A 16,404-nucleotide genomic window follows, 5' to 3' on the forward strand; every position below is an offset into this window, starting at 1 on the left:
TTCGAGTGAGGGATCGGGAGGTGTACCCGGCGGAACGGTGCGACGGGCCGAAGGGCCGGAGCTTGAGAAGACCTTTGGTCTTCGAACCGGGTGCATGAGCACCGTGAGGCTGCGAAGGGTGCCCGACCACAGGGCGGGCACTTGAGAAACTCGAAGAGTTTCGAAGGGGCCATCCCCCTCCCGGCCCCTCCCCCGCGTGGCGATACCCGGAGGGAAGCCGTGTCAGCAATTTGACACCAAAAATTGCTTAATTCCTCCCAGGATGTGTCAAAATACTCTGAACGATATGAATCTTCAGCGCTAGACACTTCTGGGATGACTTCATGTATTGTCGATCCGGAGAGTATCGGGATGGCTCCACATCACGCAACCGGTCTGCCAGGCCGATATCTCAATCTTTTGACGGCATGCATATTTTCGATGAGGTGTGAAAGATCGCTGAAGAAGCGGAAAAAAGAGTTGCAGGATGATCTTTCCCGTTACGAGGGGTTCAGGGTCGCAAATTCCGCTTTCAGCTCCTGGTAGAACGTCTCGTTAGGGTTCTCCCTGATAAGTTCGTCGAGCGCCTCCTTGTAGATGGACGTGTTGATGTGATCGTTGACGTCGACCGTCGTCGTGTCGACATACTTAATCCTCGTAAGCAGGTCGTAGGTGTGCAGGATGCCCTTCGTGTTCGGGTCCGGCGAGATGTAGAAGTGCGGAGAGTTGATGGCCTCGGTGAGGACGTCTCTATCGGTCTGAACGTACTTCAATACCGCATCGACGGTCTCTTCCGGATTGGTCTTTGAGTAGTGGTAGGCTTTGATGAGCGCCTTCTCATACTTCACGTAGGTATCCCGGTCCTTTTCCAGCGTCTCGGTGAGGGCCGAGATGCGGCAGCAGGGATGTTTCGGGAAGTAGTCGTCCGTATAGAGAACGACCGGGAGGTTCTGCTTCTTGGCGATCTCCATATACGGCGTCCAGGTCAGCCCCACATCGACTTTGCCCGATTTCACCGCTTCCGTGACCGCAGCGGCCGATTCCAGTTCCTGGATGGTGATATCTTTCTTCAGGTCGAACCCGGCGTCCAGGAGCGCTCCCCGGAAGTTGATGTCCCCCGACGACATACGGACGGTTGCGACGGTCTTTCCTTTGTAATCGGAGAGATCGTTATACAATTGAGCATTCTCCGGCTTCACGATGATTCCGGCTCCGGCACCCATCTGTCCGCCGTATACGGTGAGGTCTGCACCCTTTGCGATGAAGACAAGAGGGGCAACCCCGAATCCACCGGTATCGAGTTTTTTGGAGATGATTGCGTTAACACCTTCGGCGCTGTTCGTGAACGACGAGAGTTCCACGTTGAGGCCCTGCTCCCTGAAGAAGCCCTTCTCCTGCGCAACGAAGATCAGCGTCCCGCCGTTGTTCGGGAGATAGCCCACCCTGAGGGTCTTTAGTTCGGCTGAGGTCACCGGGTCTGCTGCAGGTGCTGCCTGCCCCCCCTGTGACCAGAAGATCGCGACACCTGCAATGATCACAACGACGATAACCGCGAGACCGATGTAAATTTGTTTTTTTTCCATTCAAGTCCTCCAGCTCATCACGTTTGTTTCCGAAACAAGGGTATGCCCGAACCCTGCGTGGTGGAACTCAGGTAGTCCTGGCGCATCTTCCGGCGTACGGTCCATGTCCGGAACGGTGAAGCGCTGACTACTGCTTTGTAAAAAGATGATAAATACATGGAGTAAATGGTAAAACCCGCTGAATCCTTCATGAAGACGCATAGATTGCGGCAATATTTGTGAGCAACCCGGAGCGAGCGGCCGGCCCTCCCATGGCAGATCAGGCAGGATACCGGAACGCCCGGGGACCTGAACACCGGAGGCGCAAACTGCCGGATCACGGGGTATCGGGCGCTGGTCCGCCTGTTGACACTCTCCCTGCGTCCACTATCGGGAGAAAACGGTTTCCCTTCCGGAGTCTCCTCCGCAAACGACCCTTTCCCTCCGTAGCCGCCGGGACCGGGATCGCCCTGCCGCTCCGGCGGACGCTTGTCCGGGAAGATTTAAATGAACGGAGATAAAGTCTACATTAAAGGGATTTCCCCACCCTGCCTCATTCAACGAGCACAGAGAAACGAGGAGTAGATCATGGAGAATAAAAAGAAACTGACCACCGCCGCCGGCGCACCCGTGCCGGACAATCAGAACGCCGTGACCGCAGGTCCCCGCGGCCCCATGCTGATGCAGGACGTCTGGTACCAGGAGAAACTCGCTCACTTCGACCGGGAGGTGATCCCGGAGCGGCGTATGCATGCCAAGGGCTCCGGCGCTTTCGGCAAGTTCACCGTCACCCACGACATCACCCGGTTCACCAAGGCAAAACTCTTCTCTGAGGTGGGCAAGGAGACCGAGGTCTTCGTGCGCTTCTCGACGGTCGCCGGTGAGCGCGGTGCAGCCGATGCAGAGCGCGACATCCGCGGTTTTGCCATGCGGTTCTATACCGAGGAAGGAAACTGGGACCTGGTCGGCAACAACACCCCCGTCTTCTTCATACGCGACCCCCACAAATTCCCTGACCTCAACCGCGCCATAAAACGCGATCCGAGGACGAACATGCGCTCTGCAACCAGCAACTGGGACTTCTGGACTTCCCTTCCGGAGGCGCTCCATCAGGTGACCATCACCATGAGCGACCGCGGGATCCCCCTCTCCTACCGCCACATGCACGGTTTCGGCAGCCATGCGTTCAGCATGATCAACGCAAAAAACGAGCGCGTCTGGGTTAAATTCCACCTGCGGACCCAGCAGGGCATCAAGAACCTGACCGACCAGGAGGCCGAGGCGATCGTCGCCAAAGACCGCGAGAGCCACCAGCGCGACCTCTTCGAGAGCATCGAACGGGGCGACTTCCCCCGCTGGACGATGTACATCCAGGTGATGACTGAAAAACAGGCGAAGAAGATGCCCTACAACCCCTTCGACCTGACCAAGGTCTGGTACCATGGTGAGTACCCGCTGATCGAGGTGGGCGTGCTCGAACTGAACAGAAACCCCGAGAACTACTTCCAGGATGTGGAGCAGGCCGCGTTCAACCCCGCCGCCGTGGTGCCGGGCATCGGGTTCTCGCCCGATAAGATGCTGCAGGGGCGTCTCTTCGCCTACGGGGACGCGCAGCGTTACCGCCTGGGCGTCAATCACCACCAGATCCCGGTCAACCGCCCGAAGTGTTTTGCGAACCCCTCCCACCGCGACGGTCAGATGCGGGTGGACGGCAACGCCGGCGCCGCCGTCGGCTACGAACCGAACAGTTTCGGCGAATGGCAGGAGCAGCCGGAATACCGGGAGCCGCCCCTCGAGATCTCCGGCGCGGCGGGAGCCTGGAACTTCCGCGAGGACGACTCCGACTACTATACCCAGCCTGGTAAACTCTTCCGCCTGATGAGCCCGGGCGAGCAGCAGGTCCTCTTCGAGAACACCGCCCGCGCCATGGGAGATGCGCCCGAGTTCATCAAGATCCGGCACATCGGAAACTGCCTGAAGGCCGACCCGGCCTACGGGAAAGGCGTTGCGGAGGCGCTCGGCATCCCGCTCGACCGCGTGGAGTAGCGCCCGCCGCTCACTCTCTTTTTACCGGCCGGTATCGACGAAGCAGAACGGGTCTTCCGAAGCATGGTCCCCGCCGGCCGCATACGCCCGCACCCGGCAGCCCCCACCGCAGAGGTCGCGGTATCCGCACTTTCCGCACTTCCCCGCGAGTTCCCTTGGAACGGCCCTGAACCGGGAGAGAACCGGGTTTTCCGCCTCCTGCCATATCCGGGAGAACGGCTGCTCCCGGACGTTGCCGACGAGGAACTCGCGCGCACGGGCAAACTGGCAGGGGTAGACGTTTCCCTGCGGATCGATGTTCGCCACCCGCCTGCCCGCGCTGCACCCCCCGTTCAGGGACCGGACGAGTGCTTCCGCCTCAGCAACGTCGGAGGACCCGTCCCGCTCCATAGCGCGGAGCAGATGGACGCAGTCCTGCGGGGCGTCGACGGTGAGGAACTCCATGGACCCAGGATCGGTCTCCAACGCCCTCCGGTAAAGGAGGGTGAGCGCCCCGTCCACCTCCTCCGGCCCCACCTGGAGACGGTCGTAGGCGTCGCCCCCCCGCCCGCTGGGCACAAGCCAGTAGAGGCAGAACCGGGAGGCGCCGAGCGCCGCCGCGAGGTCGATCAGGGCTTCGAGTTCTCCCCGGTTCGCATTCGTCAGGGTGACCCGGAGGCCGGTCCGGATGCCGGCTTCCCGGCACCGGGCAAACCCCTCCATCGCCCGTTCAAACGCACCGGCCGTTCCCCGGAACGCGTCGTGGGTCTCCGGTCCCGCACCGTCGAGGGATATCCCGACGTACCCGATCCGGCAGTCCCGGATCATCCGGGCGGCGTCGGCGGTGATCAGGGTGCCGTTCGTGCTGAGAGCAGTCCTGATCCCCCGGTTCGCCGCCGCGCGTGCGAGTTCCGGTAGGTCCTCGCGGAGCAGGGGTTCGCCGCCGGAAAAAAGGATGAGCGGCACGCCCGCTGCGGCAAAGTCTTCGATGAGCGTGAGGGCCTCACCGGTCGAGAGTTCTTCCTCCGTCCCGCAGGCCGGCCCGGACCTGCTGTAGCAGTGGGCGCAGGCGAGGTTGCACCGGTCGGTGAGGTTCCAGAAGACGACCGGCCTGTAATCCCGCGCGAACGCGAGGTATTTCCCCGGCATCTCGGAAAGAGGGCGGTTCTGGTGACGCATGACGCCGCTGACCGTGCCCCGTCCATGCATACACTGTGTAATCCTGTTCATGGCAGGTCACCTCCATTCTCGCCGATACGTACATTCGGCACTCTCTTGAACTCCTCGGTGCTGAAGAGCACGAGATACTCCCCGCACCCGGCCGCCCGTGCAATCTCCTCGACCGCGCGGAGCACCTCCTCGCGACTCCTGCCGTGGTGCACGGTATAAAGGACGTACTCCCACCTCCCCGGCACCGGTCGGCGCAGATAGCAGTGGGAGATCCCGGGACTGGACGCGAACCGGGAAAACGCCTCTTCGTCCCATTCCGCGGGCGGCCGCCACGCAACGAGGGCGTTTGCCGTGATCCCGACGAGCCGCTGGTTTATCCGCGCCCGGATCTTCCGGATCACCCCCGCGTCGTGGAGGCGGCGGGTCCGCGCGAGCGCCTCCTCCCCCGGGATGCCGAGCCGTCTTCCAATCTCGGAGAACGGTTCACTGACCGTAGGCACCCCTTTCTCAAGTTCTGCAAGAAGGCCGGCATCAATCGGGTCCATGGTCCTCCTCGAAGAGACGGAAACGGACGTCAATTTTATAGGCCTGCACGGTGGGGAGGTTGAGCACATCCTCCCCGGAGATGCCCGTTCGGGCAAGGATATCCGCGAGCACCTCGTCGAGCCGATCCTCTGTCGGGGCGGCGAGGGTGAACCAGAGGGCGTAGGGATGGTCCCGCCGGAAGTTGTGCGAGACCTCCGGGTAGCCGTTGACGATCCCGGCCACTTCCCGCACCCGGTCCTCCGGCACGCGGAGCGCGATCAGGGACGCGGTGGCAAGCCCAAACCGGCGTGATTCAAAGACCGGCGAGACGTTGCGGAGAATGCCCGAGACGTGCAGCCTTTGCATCCGTGCCAAAAGTTCGTTCTCCGTGATCCCGAGGGGCGCCGCGATGGCGGCCCACGGGCGGGGCACCAGGGGGAGGTCGTCCTGGAGGGCATCGAGGATCGCGAGGTCGGTCCGGTCGATGCTCCGGGGCTCGTACCGGCACCACGGGTCCTCGCGCGAGACCTCTCCGCAGGGGTCGTCCGGCCGCAGGAGACCGTCGCACCACCGGGCGGGGACGGTATCGGCCCCGCGGTACGCCCGCGCCCTGCACCCCCCGCAGGTTGTCCGGTAGTCGCACCGCCCGCACTTCCCGGTGAGCCGGTCCGGATCGCGCAGAGCTGAAAATAGGTCGGAGTTGTACCAGATTTCGTGGAACGGGGTGGTGCGGACGTTGCCCGCACTCACCGGCAGGTAGGGGCAGGGCGTCACCTCCCCGGTCGCATAGATCCGGCAGTAACTGATGGCGGCCAGACACCCCCGGCTCCACCCGGAGTTCTCGATCCCAGCCTCGTCTGCGATGCGGCGGAACTGGGGGGCGCACGTCGGGCGAATCCGGAGATCGCTTTTCCGGTACCTGACGAGAATCTCCCGGATCAGCGTCTCATATTCGCCGGGGCTGCCTGCGCCAAGCCCGCGTGCCCTCCCGGTCTCCACCGGGAAGAAGACCTGATAGTCACGTACGCCGAGGGATTCACCCAGGGCGAGGACCGCCTCGACGTCGGCGAGGAGGGGACGCATGACCGTCATGTTGATCCGGACGTCGATCCCCGCGTCGCGGCAGTGCTTGATCGCCGCGACCGCCCGCTCCCATACCCCGGCAACGCCGCGGAACGCGTCGTGCCGCTGTGAATCCACCGAGTCAATGCTGATCGCTACCGACCGGATTCCCGCCTCTCTGAGCCGTTCTGCCGTCTCGTGATCGAGGAGGTAGCCGCTCGTGCCCATCGCCATCACGAGCCCGCGCTCGGTCCCGTACCGGGCGATCTCGAAGATGTCCTCCCGCAGGAGGGGTTCCCCGCCGGAGAGGACGACGACGGGTTTTCCGGTCGCTGCTATCTGGTCGATGACCGAGAACGCCTCATCGGTCGAGAGCACCCCCTCCGCTTCGTTCTCGCCTGCGTCCGCGTAGCAGTGGGCGCACTTCAGCGGACAGCGGAGGGTGACGTTCCACGAGACCAGGGCAGGGCCTCCCGGTGCGCAGATCAAGGGTTCACCCCGCCTGCCCCTGTGTTTCGGAAGCGGCCCGTCCCGTACCCGTTCTTCGTGTGCTGCATTCTTCCGTATCTCTGGTCGCCGCCGACTTCAACTTTTGGATGGGCCGACCCGATCCCGGGAAAAATTGCTCCCTTCCGGGAACCAGCTTCGTTACGCCGACGCCTCACGAAACGGATGGAAAAACGCCCGGATATCCTCCGGCGTGCGCTCTGCATACTCACGTAGCGGGACCGGGCCGATACCCTCCGGGGAGAGCGAGACCCACTCTTCGCGGTACCTGACGGCCCTGTCTCTTTCTACTATAAGTCGCCAAACCGACGATTTGAGGGAGCGCGCTATCACGCATAGACGTTCCGGGAATTCGTATCGGAGCGTATGAAGGCGTCCGTTCGGGTGCGGGGAGTAGGTCCCGAAGGAGACGTGTTCGTCGTATATCGCTGCAGAATACAGGAATCCGCTAAGGGGGCTCTCTGTGACCGGGGATATCCTCATGTCCGGGTCATACGACCCGGAAGGGTGACCCTTGCCGGTCATCCTTGACCGGAAAATCGCAGATCCGGTAGAGCATAATGTTGGTCGGCAGGTCGTCCTTCAAGAAGACCGGCCCGGGATCACCGGCGCTCCATGGGCGGAACTTCTCGATGATCCATGCGGCCAGACCGACGGGGGAGTCAAACATCCCGCAGGCAAGGGTCTACGGACGGGTCCCCTGGAGCATCGCGTACGCGCCCTCCTCAATGCCCCACACCTGAGAAGTCGAGGCCGGTGAGGTGGAGGCCGATGATCGAGCCGGCGAGAGCAGCCCCGATGTCGGAGGGATACCGACCACCTCACAGAGGTTCCGCGATCCGGTCGTAGCAGCGTCTTTCTCTGCCGGCTCACCGCCGGATTCGTATTTCCTCGGTCATCTACCGTGATTTTGGTGGAGGTTACGCTGCGCCGGCCGGCATATGCTCGCTCATTCCCCGAACGTGAACTCCGCCGCCCAGTCGAACCCCCGATTGTCTTCGTACCACTGCGGCCAGTGAGACGACCATGCAGGCACATTCACATCCCGGACCCGCTCGGTAGCCGGAAGGTAGGGCTTGATGTCCAGCACCGGCGTGTGATCGTCGGCATCGATGAATGGAACCCTGATAATGCCTGCGGCGGTATCGATGCCGAGCACCGGGACCGCCGAGAGTGCGATCGGGTTTGGCCGAACCGGCGACCGGGTGGCGAAGATCCCGATCATCTCAGGGCCCTTTGTGTAAGGTTTTCTGCACGTGGTCTCGCTCCGGCACTCCTCCGTATCGGATCGATCGCACCACCAGAGCACGAGTATATGGCCAAACCCGTCAAGCCCCAGGAGGGCTGGCCGAAACGGTTCGGCTATCTCTATAAAGAACGATCCTTCGTCGGCATGCACGATGCCGACCGGCTTTACGCTGAACGTGCGCGCATTCATATGAGTGCTCTCCCGTACGATGCCCGACCTTCGGCCCGGCACCGCCCTATCCGTGCAATGGTGGGCGCAACAGCAAAAAAGGTATGAGTCTCCCGCGGGGGAGAGTTGCACGCCTCACGGGAGGAATTCATCCACGTACTCGAGGAAACGCTCCATGGCTGCCGTCGAGTAGGGCCCTTCTTCGTACGCCGTCGTGATCGTCAGGCGGTCGCGGAAGGTGGAGGCAATCATCAGGAATCCATACGGCCAGCAGACGCAGGGGAGGTACCGGACGTCCAGGAGATCGAGGTCCGTGCCGTTCTTCCCCGGAACGGGGAGGTAGTCGCCGGGATCAAAGATCCCGAGATTGGAGAAGACCGGGTTTTTCAGGCCGGATTTTTGGTACCGCTCGATCATCTCGTCAAAGAACGCGCGCATCGCCGGCATCCCGCCCGCCATGATCCCTTCGTAGAAGAGGATGGGTGCGAGGCCGAGGTCCCCTGCCTTACGGCGGGCCGTTATCGCCGTTACCTGGTCGATGAGGTCCTCCAGACGCTCTCCCTCTTCTGCGATGAGGGTGACCTCATAGGAGACGGAGAAATTCATCGGGAGGTCCCTGCCCGGGCAACCGGGGTGTTTCCTCCGCAGGTCGGCGGATGTCAGAAGAGAGCGGGGCGCTCCCAGGTCCGCAGGATCGCTCCGGATCTTTATAAAGGCAAGGAAGAACGCAACGATGAGGAGATCGTTCACCGTAGCCCCATGTGGCTTGCCGAACGCTTTTATGAGCCCGAGTCGTCCGGAAGAGAGCGTCCGGGAGGCGATCCTGGGGGTTCCCCTCCCCATCCGTTCGACCGGGAAGCGCCACCGGTCGACGAAGGGTTCTTCCGCGGCGAGTGCGCGCTCCCGCTCCTCCTCAGAGTAGAGCGCGAGGACGCGGTCCGTGCTCCGGTCGTAAGGTCTCCGGGAAACCGGCCGAAAATCCGGGTTCTCCATGATCCCCCGGTAGGTCGCAAAGAGGTCTCGTGCAAGGACGGTGGCGCCGTGGGCGTCGCAGAAGCCGTGGTGGCAGGTGACGACGAGGATGTCGCCTCCCGCCCGGCGGTAGAGACCGACCCGCACCTGCGGCCCGGAGCGGAGATCGAGCGGCGGCGGGGGTTCGCTGAGGGGCCGACTCTCATCTTCTCCGGGCGGGGCGAGGACGAACGCCCGCTCCCACAATTCTTCCGGGACCTCCTCCCAGACGGGCAGGCCGTCCGTTTCTGCAAACCTCGACCGCAGGTAGGGATCGGACGCGATCAGCCGCTTCGTCGCCTTCCTCAGGACCTCGTCGTCGAGTTCGCCGTCGAATACAAAGACAACGTGCATCGTCGGGTCGTAGATGCGCTCAAAATAAACATTGAAGATATCGAAGGTAGATGCAGGGCGACGGACCGGTGATGAGGACATTACCATATAAATCTTTTTTTCAGGGATAACTGCTTTCTTGTGAGGCGCGATACTGCACCCGGGAGATCGTCCCCGGGTTGCAAACGTTTTTGAGCGGGGGCCGGTTACGATCTATCGGATGGAGGAAGTCCCGGATGAAGAGAAAAATCATCGATATCAACGAGGAGAAGTGCACCGGGTGCGGGCTCTGCATACCCGACTGCCCGGAAGGAGCGCTCCAGATCATCGAGGGAAAGGCACGGCTGGTGAGCGACCTCTTCTGCGACGGACTCGGTGCCTGTATCGGGGCGTGCCCGGAGGGGGCGATCTGCGTCGTTGAGCGGGAGGCCGGGCCGTACGACGAGGAGGCAGTGATGGCAAAGATTGTCCCCCAGGGGGAGGCCGTCGTCAGGGCGCACCTTGAACACCTTCTTGGCCACGGAGAGGAGAAACTCTACCGCCAGGCGGTCGCGTATCTCGCCGGGCACGGTATCCCGGTTCCCCGGCACGCCGCCCGGCCTCCTGCGGCGCCGTGCCCGGGTTCCGTGGCGCGGAGCCTTCCAGGAGAAGAGGAGGCCGGCGATCAGGGGCGTGCCGGGCGGACGGAGTCTGAACTGAGGCAGTGGCCGATCCAGTTGACGCTCGTGAACCCTGCGGCATCTTACTTCGACGACGCGGACCTCCTCGTCTCCGGGGACTGCGTCCCCTTTGCCTACGCGGATTTTCACCGCGAGTTCCTGCGGGGCAGGATCATGCTCGTCTTCTGCCCGAAACTGGATGCAGACATCGGGGGGTATGTCACCAAACTTGCGGAGATCTTTTCGCGGCACACGATCCGGTCGATCACGGTCCTGCACATGGAGGTGCCCTGCTGTAGCGGGGTGCGCTCTGTCGTGGACGAGGCCCTGAGACATGCGGGAAAAGAGATCCCGGTGACCGAATATACCGTAACGCTGCAGGGCCGGGCGACGGAGGGGAACAGGCCCCGGCGCCGGGGTCCCGGAGGCGTCACCGCCGCGAGACGTACCGGCTCCCCTTCAGGTAGAACCGGAGGGGGAGGTCCGCCGCCTTCGTGATCCCTACCCGGGTCGTCTGCACCACCTCCCCGGGCATTCCCTCCGGTCGGCGTCCGGGGAGGCTCCCGGGCGACCAGACCTGCAGGGGGCCGTCAAGGAGGGAACTGCCGTTGAGGTCCATGGTGATGCCGAGCGCCTGCGTCAGTTTTCCCGGGCCGCTCGCAAGAGAGACCGGGTCGTCGATCCCGCGCCTTACCTGCATCCGGTCGATCCCGGCGGCCGGTTCGAGCGCACGGATCAGGACCGCCTCACCCGCTCCTTCCTCTCCGGTCACGACATTGACGCAGAGGTGCAGACCATAGATCCGATAGATGTAGGCATGGCCGGCCGGACCGAACATAACGCAATTTCTCTTTGTCTCTCCCCGGAACGAGTGGGCCGCCGGGTCCCCCCGGAGATAGGCCTCATCCTCGACGATCCAGCCCATCGTCGTCCCCGCCCCGTCCCGGTGAACAAGCAGGCATCCCAGCAGGTCCTTTGCGACGGTCACGGTATCTCGTTCATAGAATGCAGGTGATAGGATCATGAGGGTCCCGGGTTTTTCCCTGAAAGGTCTCTTCCCTCATCCCATCAAGATTTTGAATAAAGGGGCCGGGTCGGGAGTGGTCATGCCGGGATCAATACGATGAAATAGTTGCGGCGCCTCACATTGAACCGTTAACACCATTTGCTAATCGACCCCGGTAACAGAGAGGTTGTGAATATGAAGAAAGGATTTGTGGCAGACATCGAGACTGAGACTGTAAAGAACACCGATTTCCGCAGAGTCCTCTATACGGGGAAGTTCAGCCAGCTCGTGCTGATGAGCCTCAAGCCCGGCGAGGAGATCGGCGAGGAAGTGCATGACACCGTCGACCAGTTCTTCCGGTTCGAGAAAGGGGAAGGAGTTGTTGTGATCGACGGCGTCAAGCACGCGGTCAAAGACGGCAGCGCCGTGATCGTACCGAGCGGCGCAAGGCACAACGTCGTCAACACCTCAAAGGCCGCCGATCTCAAACTCTATACGATCTACTCCCCGCCGGAGCACCAGGACAAGGTCGTCCGGAAGACCCGCGCGGAGGCCATGGCACAGGAAGAGCATTACGACGGAAAGCCGACCGAGTAACTCTTCGAAACATCCTATCTTTTTTTGGCGATTGCTGCCGGCGAGCAAGCCGGAGTCGTGGACGGCAACGTCCGACGTTGAGGGACCCGCCAGGAGGAGATCGGGCTTGAAGAATGCGGAAAAGACGTTTTACGCTGTTGAAATACCCTTCCGATCCCCGTCATCCATCTCCAGGGGGACCGGTGCCAGACCCTGTGTGTCTTCCGGGCTCGTCCATACAGGGATAGCCCGGAACCTGATCCTTCACCGGGCATGCCCGCAGTGGACCGCGGTGGGATCGCACGGGCACCGTTGGGTGCGAGGGAACCCGGGAACGTGAGCGCAAGCGAACCTGAGCACCGATAGGTGCAGTGCGAGAATCCCTCACCCTGCAAGGGAAAATACCCGTGACCCTGTGCGTTCCGGAGGTTCCAGACGATCTCATGCGCGAGGTGCGCAAAGCAGGCATCAACCTTCCGGCGCCGCAACATGTCCGGGCCGCCCTCTCATCTCGCCGTCGGCGCCCCGGTCTCCTTGCTCGCGGTCCGGGGCTTCTGCTCACCCTTAAAGAGATGGTCGACTCCCAGGACCGTATTCATCCAGGCCCAATCGTCGCTGAACTGGACGGCCATCAGGACGATAAGGGTAAGCGGAACGGCAAAGATCATTCCGGCGACTCCGAGAGCCCATCCCCAGAATATGACCGAGAGAATGACGACGAGAGCAGGGATGTCAAAACGTCTCGACGCGAAATGTGCGAATATCGGGTTCTCTACCAGTGCGTTTAAGACGACAACTGCGGCGATCACCAGAACCACGCCCCAGAGCCCGTACTGCAGCCAGGCGAAGAAGAGCGCCGGGAGCGCCGCGATGATGAGACCGATGTAGGGGATGTATGCGAGCAGAAACGTCAGCACGCCCCAGAGAACCGCTCCATGCACCCCCATGACCCAGAGGAACGCACCGAAAAGAAAACCGTGGACGAGGTTTGCCTCGGTTCTGACGATGACGAAGTCGATCAGATACTTACTCATGCGGGAGAAGGCCTCGACACTCTCGGATCGATCCGTAATGCTCCGTATGCGGGCGGGCACCCGGGGGGCCTCAAGGAGCATGAAGATGGTCGTCACCGCTATGAAGAAGAGATAGAGGAGGAGGTCTGCGAGGCCTATGGCCGATGAAGAGAGGAGCCCGACAACCCGCTGCAGGTCGATTGAAGAGGGGGAGAACGAGCCCGTGCTGAATCCGAACCGTTCTAAGACGGCAAGAAGTTCTGAGAGCCTGACGGTCAACTCCCGCTGGTAAAGGGGGAGCGCCGAGATCAGGCTTTCGAACGAGAAGAAGACAAGATAGCAGATGAGCAGGACTGCAAGACATGCGGCGACGGTGACCGCACCGACGGCGGCGGTCCCCGACAGTCCCCGTGACCGGAGCGCTTTCACCGCGGGATATGCGATCATGGTGAGGATCAGCGATACGACGATGATGGTGGCGATATACGAGATCGCCCTGATGCCGATGATGAGAAATACCGCTACAGCGAGAAAGAACACGGTGCTCGCGGACCGGGAAAGAACTGGAGTGTCTGCCATCCCGGGGGAGGTGTTTTTCGCGGGAACTATATCAATGCCGCGAAATGTCCCGGAGGGTCTCCCGCTCCAATCCGAATGATGCGACCGACCGGGAGCGCTGAACCTCCCGCTGCGCGGGGATGCCGCCGCGTGCAGAGGAGGGCCCTGCGGAAGACCATCGGCAAAATCAACCTTTTTGGTCCTGCTCCGCCTTTTTGAGTACGAATCGGAACGCCGCTCCTTTATCCGGGCATCCCGGCACGCGGTCCTCGATCCAGATCCGCCCTCCGTAGCGTTCGGCGAGCGTTCTGCAGATGAAGAGTCCGAGTCCTTCCCCTTTTCCCAGGGCTTTCCCCCGTTCGAACCGCTGAAAGAGTTTTCTTTTGAGGTCGTCCGGAATACCCGGCCCGTTATCTTCCACCGAGACCAGCACCCCGCCGTCCCGCTCCTCCGCCCGAACGACGATCTCCACGTCCAGTCCGCCGAACTTCACGGCATTGCTGATGAGATTCGTAAAAACCGTCGACAGGAGGCTATCTGCCAGGACCCTGAACGGTGGGACCTCCATTCGTATCGATACTCCACGGAAATTCCGGATCTCCTCCCCGACAACGGCGCTGAGATCGATCGGTACAAATACCGCCGATTCAGTATGAATTCGTCGGATCGTCGCCACATTAATGAGGATCTCAGTGCTCCGCACGATGCTGTCGCGGAGTTTTTGAGCGTAAACCTTCTCGGTACCCTCAAGCAGGTCGAGCATGAGATCGGCGTAGATGCTGGAGACATTATTCGCGTTCCGGATATCGTGGGTCATGATGTCGAGATAGAGGTTTGCCTCCCTGTGCGCCTTTTCAAGACTGGCCACCAGCCTGTTCCGCTCCTCTTCGACCCGTTTTCTATCGGTGATGTCGCGTGCGTTCATGATGAAACCACAATCGTTCCCCTCCCGGAGCAGGCTCGCGCCCGTGACGTCGAGGAATACCCATCGCCCGGCAATGTCGCGAATCCTGACCTCAAAGTTGAGTCTCGCCGAAGACCGGGCCGCTCCGGTTCTCATCGCTTCCACCGCCTTCGGCACATCGTCGGGATGTGCCAGGTCGAGCAGGCTCCGACCGATGAGATCGGCAGGGTCGTAGCCTCCAATCCGCTTGATTGAAGGGCTCGTATAGGTGATGCACCCCTTTTTATCGAGGAGCACGATAATATCCGATACATTCTCTATGAGAGAGCGGAAATGTGCCTCACTTTCCTGCAAGACCCGGTTGAGGCGAGCCAATTCGTCCCCTTTCTGCTGGAGTTGCTCGGTGGTGCGCTGCAGTTCTTCATTCTGGACCTCCATCTCTTCGGCGAACCGCTGCAACCGTTCCAGAAGTTCCTGCGTCTGCGCTTCAGCCTGCTTTAACTCCGTGATCTCCGTTCCGACGGCAATGGCCCCGGTGACGTCTCCCCCCGCGCCCCGCAGGGGCGTCTTTGTGAAAAAGAAGATTCGGCCGCTGATCGTTTCATCAAAGGTCTCAGTAGCCCCGGTCTCCATAATGAGTCGATCGTTGGTCATGAGGGGGCCGCCCGCCTCCGGGCCGAGGAGTTCAATCGCCGACCGTCCAAGCGCTTCGCCGGCGGATCGGCCGATCACTCTGAGCATGGCAGGATTGCACATCACAAAACGGCCCAGACGGTCGGTAACGTAGATGGGCGCCGGCGTGTTCTCGGTGATGGCGGTGAGGATGACGCTGGCCTTCGCGAGTTCGTCCGTACGCTCAATGACACGCTGCTCGAGCGTCTCGTTTAACTTCCGCAGGGCATCCTCGGCACGCTTGCGCCTGGTGACGTCGATGCCCACCTTCAGAATGAAGGAAGAGCCATCGGTGCCGGTGAAGGGAAAATCAAAGATCTCGTAGTCGCGGTTGTCCGGACCGGTCCATTCCCGGTGGTGAGGCTCCTTTGCCTTCATGACATGGTAAGACTCGCAGTTCTCACAGGGCTCCGTGCGTGAAAAAAGGTGCTCGAAGCAGCGCCGGCTCCCGGGCTCGCCGAACCGTTCCCGAAAAAAGCGGTTGGCAAAAGGCACGCGATAGTCCGGCGACAGCAGCGTCACGTACACCGGCAGCACCTCCAGGATGTCATAGAGACGTTTCCGCTCCGCCCTCGTCGCCTCCTCTGCCCGAACGCGCCCGGCGATCTCAGCCTGCAGGGTCTTGTCGGACTCCAGGAGTGCCCGGGTGCTTTCCAGGACGCGCATCTCCAGTTCGTCGCGTAATATCTGCAGTCCCCCCTCGGCCCGCTTACGCTCGGTAATATCCTGCCCCTGTGCGATGACCGAAGAGACCGTATTTTGAACGCTATCATATACGGCAACAGTGTTCCACAGGACGGTCCTGATCTCACCATCTACCGTGAATATAGGAATTTCAACGGATTTCCACCACTCCCCGGCGGTCACCTTCCGGACAAGATCCATCAACTCTTCTTGTCTGTCTTCGGGGAAGAGAATGGCCGGAGACTGACCGAGGACCGCGTGAGCGGCACGACCTGTCAGCCGCTCGGAGGCGTTGTTGAACAGGGTGATCCTGAGCGCCGCATCCCAGACGATGATGGGGACGTTCGCGCACGCGATCAGGTTCTCTAGAGACTTGATCGTTTCCGCCATCTTTCTGAGCGATTCGTAATTCAATGTCAAAATCGAGAGTCTCCTCTAAATGATGCATCGGCGAGCGGACGAGTATCCCGGGAAATCTGCATCAACCGCACGGGAAATCTCATCGGCCATATCACTCTCGGGCTCCCATTTCGGCGGACCTGATCTTCATCACCCTCGGGCGTCGTACGGACCTGCTCTTTAGAGAGGCGTCCTTCTGCTGTATGGCGAGCACGTCATGATTCCTTCCGTGCCACTGCAACTCAATAGTAAATACCATCAGCAGTGGTATATTATTCCTCTGGTCAGCACCGCGCCAATCCCGAAATCATCAGGAAGATTCTGATCTATATCCTCACATTT

Annotated in this window: 14 protein-coding genes; 4 read left to right on the forward strand and 10 right to left on the reverse strand. The window is 61.3% G+C overall.

Annotated features, from left to right (window positions below; all coding sequences use genetic code 11):
• Positions 1–479 precede the first annotated feature (479 nt).
• Positions 480–1,562: an ABC transporter substrate-binding protein gene (locus BP737_RS12145; RefSeq protein ID WP_292409588.1), complete on the reverse strand. Its 1,083-nt coding sequence runs from the start codon at positions 1,560–1,562 to the stop codon at positions 480–482.
• Between the two features lie 567 nt (positions 1,563–2,129).
• Between BP737_RS12145 and BP737_RS12150 the strand changes: the two genes are divergently transcribed.
• A complete protein-coding gene (locus BP737_RS12150) occupies positions 2,130–3,587 on the forward strand; it encodes a catalase (RefSeq protein WP_342686222.1) in 1,458 nt (485 codons plus the stop codon).
• Positions 3,588–3,608: 21 nt separating this feature from the next.
• Here BP737_RS12150 and BP737_RS12155 read toward each other — a convergent pair whose 3' ends face one another.
• The 4 genes from BP737_RS12155 to BP737_RS12170 all read right to left on the reverse strand — a co-directional run bounded on the left by BP737_RS12155 (position 3,609) and on the right by BP737_RS12170 (position 7,355).
• Complete coding sequence (locus BP737_RS12155) at positions 3,609–4,796, reverse strand: radical SAM/SPASM domain-containing protein (protein WP_292409594.1); 1,188 nt, start codon at positions 4,794–4,796, stop codon at positions 3,609–3,611.
• On the reverse strand, positions 4,793–5,281 hold the full coding sequence (locus BP737_RS12160) for an AsnC family transcriptional regulator (RefSeq protein WP_292409596.1): 489 nt from the start codon (positions 5,279–5,281) through the stop codon (positions 4,793–4,795). Before BP737_RS12160 ends, BP737_RS12155 begins: the two co-directional genes overlap by 4 nt.
• Entirely contained in the window at positions 5,268–6,812 is a 1,545-nt protein-coding gene (locus tag BP737_RS12165; protein WP_292409598.1) for a radical SAM/SPASM domain-containing protein, read from the reverse strand. The genes BP737_RS12160 and BP737_RS12165 overlap by 14 nt, the downstream gene beginning before the upstream one ends.
• A gap of 159 nt (positions 6,813–6,971) precedes the next feature.
• On the reverse strand, positions 6,972–7,355 hold the full coding sequence (locus BP737_RS12170; RefSeq protein ID WP_292409600.1) for a hypothetical protein: 384 nt from the start codon (positions 7,353–7,355) through the stop codon (positions 6,972–6,974).
• A 35-nt stretch (positions 7,356–7,390) separates the two neighbouring features.
• On the opposite strand from BP737_RS12170, the gene BP737_RS12175 reads away from it, so the two are divergent.
• Positions 7,391–7,573, forward strand: a complete 183-nt coding sequence (locus tag BP737_RS12175) for a hypothetical protein (protein ID WP_292409602.1) — start codon at positions 7,391–7,393, stop codon at positions 7,571–7,573.
• 206 nt (positions 7,574–7,779) lie between these two features.
• Here the strand turns inward: BP737_RS12175 and BP737_RS12180 are convergent, their stop codons facing one another.
• Positions 7,780–8,268, reverse strand: a complete 489-nt coding sequence (locus BP737_RS12180) for an SAM-dependent methyltransferase (RefSeq protein WP_292409603.1) — start codon at positions 8,266–8,268, stop codon at positions 7,780–7,782.
• Between the two features lie 114 nt (positions 8,269–8,382).
• Positions 8,383–9,693, reverse strand: coding sequence for a condensation domain-containing protein (locus tag BP737_RS12185; RefSeq protein ID WP_292409605.1), 1,311 nt, complete (start codon positions 9,691–9,693; stop codon positions 8,383–8,385).
• Positions 9,694–9,827: 134 nt separating this feature from the next.
• Between BP737_RS12185 and BP737_RS12190 the strand changes: the two genes are divergently transcribed.
• Positions 9,828–10,748, forward strand: a complete 921-nt coding sequence (locus tag BP737_RS12190; RefSeq protein ID WP_292409607.1) for an ATP-binding protein — start codon at positions 9,828–9,830, stop codon at positions 10,746–10,748.
• On the opposite strand, the gene BP737_RS12195 is transcribed toward BP737_RS12190, so the two are convergent.
• A complete protein-coding gene (locus BP737_RS12195) occupies positions 10,681–11,238 on the reverse strand; it encodes a DNA-3-methyladenine glycosylase (RefSeq protein WP_292409609.1) in 558 nt (185 codons plus the stop codon). The genes BP737_RS12190 and BP737_RS12195 overlap by 68 nt on opposite strands.
• Positions 11,239–11,451: 213 nt before the next feature.
• Here BP737_RS12195 and BP737_RS12200 point away from each other — a divergent pair, with 213 nt between their 5' ends.
• Complete coding sequence (locus BP737_RS12200) at positions 11,452–11,853, forward strand: cupin domain-containing protein (protein WP_292409611.1); 402 nt, start codon at positions 11,452–11,454, stop codon at positions 11,851–11,853.
• Positions 11,854–12,338: 485 nt separating this feature from the next.
• On the opposite strand, the gene BP737_RS12205 is transcribed toward BP737_RS12200, so the two are convergent.
• Positions 12,339–13,424 (reverse strand): AI-2E family transporter, encoded by a 1,086-nt coding sequence (locus BP737_RS12205; RefSeq protein WP_292409613.1) that lies wholly within the window; start codon positions 13,422–13,424, stop codon positions 12,339–12,341.
• A 166-nt stretch (positions 13,425–13,590) separates the two neighbouring features.
• Positions 13,591–16,083: a PAS domain S-box protein gene (locus BP737_RS12210; protein WP_292409615.1), complete on the reverse strand. Its 2,493-nt coding sequence runs from the start codon at positions 16,081–16,083 to the stop codon at positions 13,591–13,593.
• Between the last annotated feature and the right edge of the window lie 321 nt (positions 16,084–16,404).

Origin of the sequence: Methanoculleus sp. UBA291 (assembly GCF_002499755.1) — an archaeon.
Lineage (GTDB): Archaea > Halobacteriota > Methanomicrobia > Methanomicrobiales > Methanoculleaceae > Methanoculleus > Methanoculleus palmolei.

Excerpts from the sequence above, each read along its gene's own strand:
- BP737_RS12145 (WP_292409588.1), bottom strand. The coding sequence starts at position 1,562 with ATGGAAAAAAAACAAATTTACATCGGTCTCGCGGTTATCGTCGTTGTG.
- BP737_RS12150 (WP_342686222.1), top strand. The coding sequence starts at position 2,130 with ATGGAGAATAAAAAGAAACTGACCACCGCCGCCGGCGCACCCGTGCCG.
- BP737_RS12155 (WP_292409594.1), bottom strand. The coding sequence starts at position 4,796 with ATGAACAGGATTACACAGTGTATGCATGGACGGGGCACGGTCAGCGGC.
- BP737_RS12160 (WP_292409596.1), bottom strand. The coding sequence starts at position 5,281 with ATGGACCCGATTGATGCCGGCCTTCTTGCAGAACTTGAGAAAGGGGTG.
- BP737_RS12170 (WP_292409600.1), bottom strand. The coding sequence starts at position 7,355 with ATGACCGGCAAGGGTCACCCTTCCGGGTCGTATGACCCGGACATGAGG.
- BP737_RS12175 (WP_292409602.1), top strand. The coding sequence starts at position 7,391 with ATGTTGGTCGGCAGGTCGTCCTTCAAGAAGACCGGCCCGGGATCACCG.
- BP737_RS12180 (WP_292409603.1), bottom strand. The coding sequence starts at position 8,268 with ATGAATGCGCGCACGTTCAGCGTAAAGCCGGTCGGCATCGTGCATGCC.
- BP737_RS12185 (WP_292409605.1), bottom strand. The coding sequence starts at position 9,693 with ATGTCCTCATCACCGGTCCGTCGCCCTGCATCTACCTTCGATATCTTC.
- BP737_RS12190 (WP_292409607.1), top strand. The coding sequence starts at position 9,828 with ATGAAGAGAAAAATCATCGATATCAACGAGGAGAAGTGCACCGGGTGC.
- BP737_RS12200 (WP_292409611.1), top strand. The coding sequence starts at position 11,452 with ATGAAGAAAGGATTTGTGGCAGACATCGAGACTGAGACTGTAAAGAAC.
- BP737_RS12205 (WP_292409613.1), bottom strand. The coding sequence starts at position 13,424 with ATGGCAGACACTCCAGTTCTTTCCCGGTCCGCGAGCACCGTGTTCTTT.